The sequence below is a fragment of the Dietzia sp. Cai40 genome, assembly GCF_014145165.1.
Classification (GTDB): domain Bacteria; phylum Actinomycetota; class Actinomycetes; order Mycobacteriales; family Mycobacteriaceae; genus Dietzia; species Dietzia natronolimnaea.
On the sequence record NZ_JAALEB010000048.1, the window covers coordinates 1 to 4,364 of the forward strand.

Sequence of the window (4,364 nt, forward strand, 5' to 3'; positions counted from 1 at the left end):
CCGGACCGCCTCCGCGAGCCGCGGGTCCGCCTGGACACAGGGTTCGGTCACCACCTCACGCGACCGCGACCGCCGGACGCCCGGCACCCCGTCGGACCCCGTCACCCACCGCGCGATCGTCCGCCACCCGGTACTCGCGCCGTCGCCGGCGGGAACCCCGACCGGAACGCGATCCGGGGTGGAGTGGATCCGCCCGATACGGCGGGCCTGGTCGGCCAGGACGGTCCCCGAGAACGCACGGGCGGCCGCCGGGTCGATGTGGCTCCAGTCGCAGCACCCCGCACCCGCCGCCGCGGCGGGGCACAGCGGGTCGATCCGGTCCACCGACCTCTCGAGTACGCCGGTCACGGTGCCGCGACAGAAGGCTCGTCCCGGGTCGTCGTGGATCATCACCTCGACCAGCTCCCCCGAGATCCCGCCCCGGCAGAACACCACCCGCCCGGAATGCCGGGCCACGAACTCCCCGCCCTGCGCGGGGCCCTCGATGCGCAGCCGGAGCACACGCCCCGTCCAGTCGGTTCTCTCCGTCCGGGTCATCGGTCCTCCGGTCCGCCCCAGCGCCCGATGATGGGTTCGTCACGCGCCTGGTCCGCGCGGCCGTCCGAGGACGACAGCTGCCACGGGACGCTGGTCACCATGACACCCCTCTCGTACAGCAGTCGGGTCTTCAGACGCAGCGCGCTCTGATTGTGCAGGAGCTGCTCCCACCAGTGGCCCACGACGTACTCCGGGATGTACACGATCACGACGTCCCGGGGCGACTGGTCACGCAATCGTTTCACGTAGTCGACCACCGGCCGGTTGATCTCCCGGTACGGCGACTCCACCACCTTGAGCGGCACGGAGATCCGCCGCTTCTCCCACTCGCGGACCAGGATCCGGGTCTCCGCCGTCTCGATGTTCACGGTGAGCGCCTCGATGGTGTCCGGTCGGGTCGCCCGCGCGTAGGCGAGTGCCCGGAGGGTGGGCAGGTGCAGTTTGGACACCAGCACCACACAGTGGGTGCGGCTCGGGAGGACGACCTCCCAGGACGAGTCCTCGAGTTCGCGCGCGACCGACTCGTAGTGACGATGGATGAGTTTCATGACCCCGAACACGGCCAGCATCGCCAGCACCGCGATGTAGGCGCCGGCGAAGAACTTCGTGCTCATGACGATCACCAGCACACCGGAGGTGAGGACGAACCCGACCGCGTTGACCGCCCGTGCGCGCTGCACCCGTCGCCGGACGGCGGGGATCTGCTCGTTGCCCAGCCGCCGGGTCCAGTGGCGGACCATGCCGAGCTGGCTCAGAGTGAAGGCCACGAAGACCCCGACGATGTAGAGCTGGATGAGCACGGTGACCTGCGCGTCGAACGCCACCACCAGGACGATCGCCGCCACGGCGAGCAGGACGATCCCGTTGGAGAACGCGAGCCGGTCCCCCCGCGTGGCGAGCTGCCTCGGCAGGTACTTGTCGCGCGCGAGCACCGAGGCGAGCACGGGGAAACCGTTGAAGGCGGTGTTCGCCGCGAGCACCAGGATGAGGGCGGTGATGGTCATGATCACGTAGAAGGCGACAGGGAGACCCGCGAAGACCGGGTCGGCCAGCTGCGCGATCATCGTCTTCTGCTGGTAGTCCTCCGGCGCACCGATCAGTTGGGTGGCCGGGTCCTCCGCGACCTGCACCCCGAGCTGGTTGGCCAGCACGATGAGCCCGAGCAGGAACGAGATGGATACCACGCCGAGCATGACCAGAGTCGTCGCGGCGTTCCTGGCCCTGGGGCTGCGGAACGCCGGCACGCCGTTGTGGATGGCCTCGACCCCGGTCAACGCGGCACAGCCCGAGGCGAAGGACTTGGCCACCACGAACGCGAGCGCGAGCCCGGCGACCGCCACGCCGTCGGGCGTGACGAGCTCGAACTCCGCGGACTCCGCCCTCAGCTCACGTCCAAGCACGCCGACCTGGAACAACCCCCACACCACCAGCGCGGTCATGGCCGCCATGAACGCGTAGACGGGGATGGCGAACGTCGCGCGGGACTCCCGGATGCCCCGGAGGTTGATCGCGGTGAGCAGGACGATCGCGATGACGGCGAACACCACCTCGTTCGAGTGCACGAACGGGATCGCGGAGCCGACGTTGGCGGCCGCCGCCGAGATCGACACCGCCACGGTGAGCACGTAGTCGATGAGGAGGGCCGCCCCCACACCCAGACCGGCGTTCGGCCCGAGATTGACGGTGGCGACCTCGTAGTCCCCCCCGCCCGACGGATACGCGCGGACGTTCTGCCGGTAGCAGGCGATCACGACCACCATGACCACCGCCACCGCGAGCCCGACCCACGGGGTGAACGCCAGCGCCGACACCCCGGCCAACGACAGGATGAGGAAGATCTCCTCGGGGGCGTAGGCGACCGAGGACAACGCATCCGACGCGAAGACCGGCAACGCTATCCGCTTGCGCAGCGGGGTGTCCCCGGTGGTGTCGCTGCGGAAGGGGCGCCCCAACAGCAGGCGCTTGATTCCGACGGAGACCCTGGAGATCCTGGACACCGACACATCGTAGGGCTCCGCGTGCCGCAGGGACAGCGCCGCCGACGAGGGTAGCGTGATCGGGACGGGTCCGCGCGTCGCGGACCGTGAGGAGCGGTACTGGCCATGAGGGTCATCATCATGGGCTGTGGGCGTGTCGGCGCGGCGCTCGCGACCGAGCTCGACGAGGGCGGTCACGAGGTCGTGGTGATCGACCGCGACCCCGCCGCGTTCGCCAGGTTGGCGGAGCAGTTCGACGGACGCACCGTCACCGGGCTCGGCTTCGATCGCGAGGTCCTCGTCGACGCCGGGTTACACGGGGCGGACGCGTTCGCGGCGGTCTCCTCCGGGGACAACTCCAACATCATCGCCGCGAGGGTGGCCCGCGAGACCTTCGGCGTCGAGCGGGTGATCGCCCGGATCTACGACGCCGGACGCGCCGAGGTCTACGAGCGGCTGGGCATTCCCACCGTCGCCACGGTGCCCTGGGCCACCGGCCGCCTCATCCGGTACATCACGTCCGGGTCGAGCCCGGTGGTCTGGCGCGATCAGACCGGCGAGGTGTCGCTCGTCGCCGTCGTCCCTCCGTCGGTGTGGGTCGGCGTGGGACTGGCGTCTCTCGCCGATCTGGTCGGTGGCACCGTGGTCGCGCTCACCCGCTTCGGGGAGTGCAGGGTGCCCGGCGGCAGCACTCTCGTGCAGGCCGACGACCTGATCCACCTCGCCGTTCCCTCGGGCGTGGTCGACGATCTCGACGACATCCTGGAGCGAGGACCATCTGATGACTGACCGACCCGTGACCGGCGATCCCGTCCCCGACGGTTCGGTCCCCGACTACGCCGACGGGGCCGGCCTGCTGGACCGCGCCCCCGCCCGCACGTTCCACGCCTCCACCATGCGGGTCCTGGTGGCCGGGGCCGGCGTGGTGGGACGATCGATCGCACGCGAACTCCTGGCCAACGACCACACCGTGACGCTGGTCGACAAGCGCGCGGCGGTCTTCGACCGCGACGGGGTGACCGGTGCCCGGCAACTCGTCGGCGACGCGTGCGAGTTGGGCTTCCTCGAACGACTCCGCGCGGAGGAGTCCGACGTGGTGGTCGCGGCCACCGGCGACGACAAGGTGAACCTGGTCGTGAGCCTGCTGGCCAAGACGGAGTTCGCCGTGTCCCGCGTGGTCGCCCGCGTCAACGACCCCCGGAACGAGTGGCTGTTCGACGACCGCTGGGGCGTCGACGTGGCCGTCTCCACCCCCCGACTCATGGTCTCCGTCGTGGAGGAGGCGGTCTCCGTCGGGGACGTCGTGCGGTTGATGACCCTGCGGCGCGGCGGCGCCAATCTGGTGAGCGTGACGCTGCCGGACCAGACCCCCCTCGCGGGCAGACCGGTCTCACGCGTCCGCTTCCCCCGGGACGCGGCGCTGGTGGCGATCCTCCGCGGGGGAAGAGTGATAGCCCCCGAACCCGACGTGCCGTTCGAACCGGGCGACGAGTTGCTGGTCGTGGCGCCGGAGGCCGCGGAGGCGGACCTGAGCACCGCGGTCCTCGGCGGCTGACCCACGCTCACCGATCCCGGCTTCCTCCACCGGGAACGGTGACGGCGACCTCCCGCCCGTAGCCCCACCCCGGGGCGAGCGGCAGCGCGTCCCCGCTCCAGAATCGGCCCGGGTCGTACCAACTGGCGTCGCCGGCCGGCAGCAGGACACCCATCGCCTCGAGTGTCATCCCGACCACCTCAGCGCAGTAGGCCGCCTCCACGCGCAGTGCGGGCCCGGAGTCCGCACGTCGGCGCCACGGGAGGCCGCTGCCCCGGCGCCCCGGGGCTCCGGCACCGCCGCTCCCTCCGGCACTG

4 protein-coding genes and 1 pseudogene are annotated in these 4,364 nt (G+C 71.0%); 2 read left to right on the plus strand and 3 right to left on the minus strand.

All coding sequences use genetic code 11. From position 1 onward, the window contains the following. Together G6022_RS02290 and G6022_RS02295 are read right to left on the minus strand one after the other, a co-directional pair. Window positions 1–537 (minus strand): TRAM domain-containing protein (locus tag G6022_RS02290; protein ID WP_347238141.1); only part of this gene is annotated, 537 nt, incomplete at its 3' end. Beyond that, the gene (locus G6022_RS02295) at window positions 534–2,525 is read right to left on the minus strand and encodes an amino acid permease (RefSeq protein WP_182638461.1); all 1,992 of its coding nucleotides are present in this window, start codon (window positions 2,523–2,525) and stop codon (window positions 534–536) included. The genes G6022_RS02290 and G6022_RS02295, both read right to left, overlap by 4 nt. A gap of 114 nt (window positions 2,526–2,639) precedes the next feature. Here G6022_RS02295 and G6022_RS02300 point away from each other — a divergent pair, with 114 nt between their 5' ends. Next, window positions 2,640–3,302, plus strand: a complete 663-nt coding sequence (locus G6022_RS02300; RefSeq protein ID WP_182609328.1) for a TrkA family potassium uptake protein — start codon at window positions 2,640–2,642, stop codon at window positions 3,300–3,302. A 106-nt stretch (window positions 3,303–3,408) separates the two neighbouring features. Further along, the gene (locus G6022_RS02305) at window positions 3,409–4,068 is read left to right on the plus strand and encodes a TrkA family potassium uptake protein (protein ID WP_182609329.1); all 660 of its coding nucleotides are present in this window, start codon (window positions 3,409–3,411) and stop codon (window positions 4,066–4,068) included. A gap of 7 nt (window positions 4,069–4,075) precedes the next feature. Here G6022_RS02305 and G6022_RS02310 read toward each other — a convergent pair. Further along, window positions 4,076–4,364: pseudogene (locus G6022_RS02310) on the minus strand (hypothetical protein); the annotation flags it as partial.

Coding starts and splice junctions, on each gene's coding strand:
- G6022_RS02300 (WP_182609328.1), top strand. CDS start 2,640: ATGAGGGTCATCATCATGGGCTGTGGGCGTGTCGGCGCGGCGCTCGCG.
- G6022_RS02305 (WP_182609329.1), top strand. CDS start 3,409: ATGCGGGTCCTGGTGGCCGGGGCCGGCGTGGTGGGACGATCGATCGCA.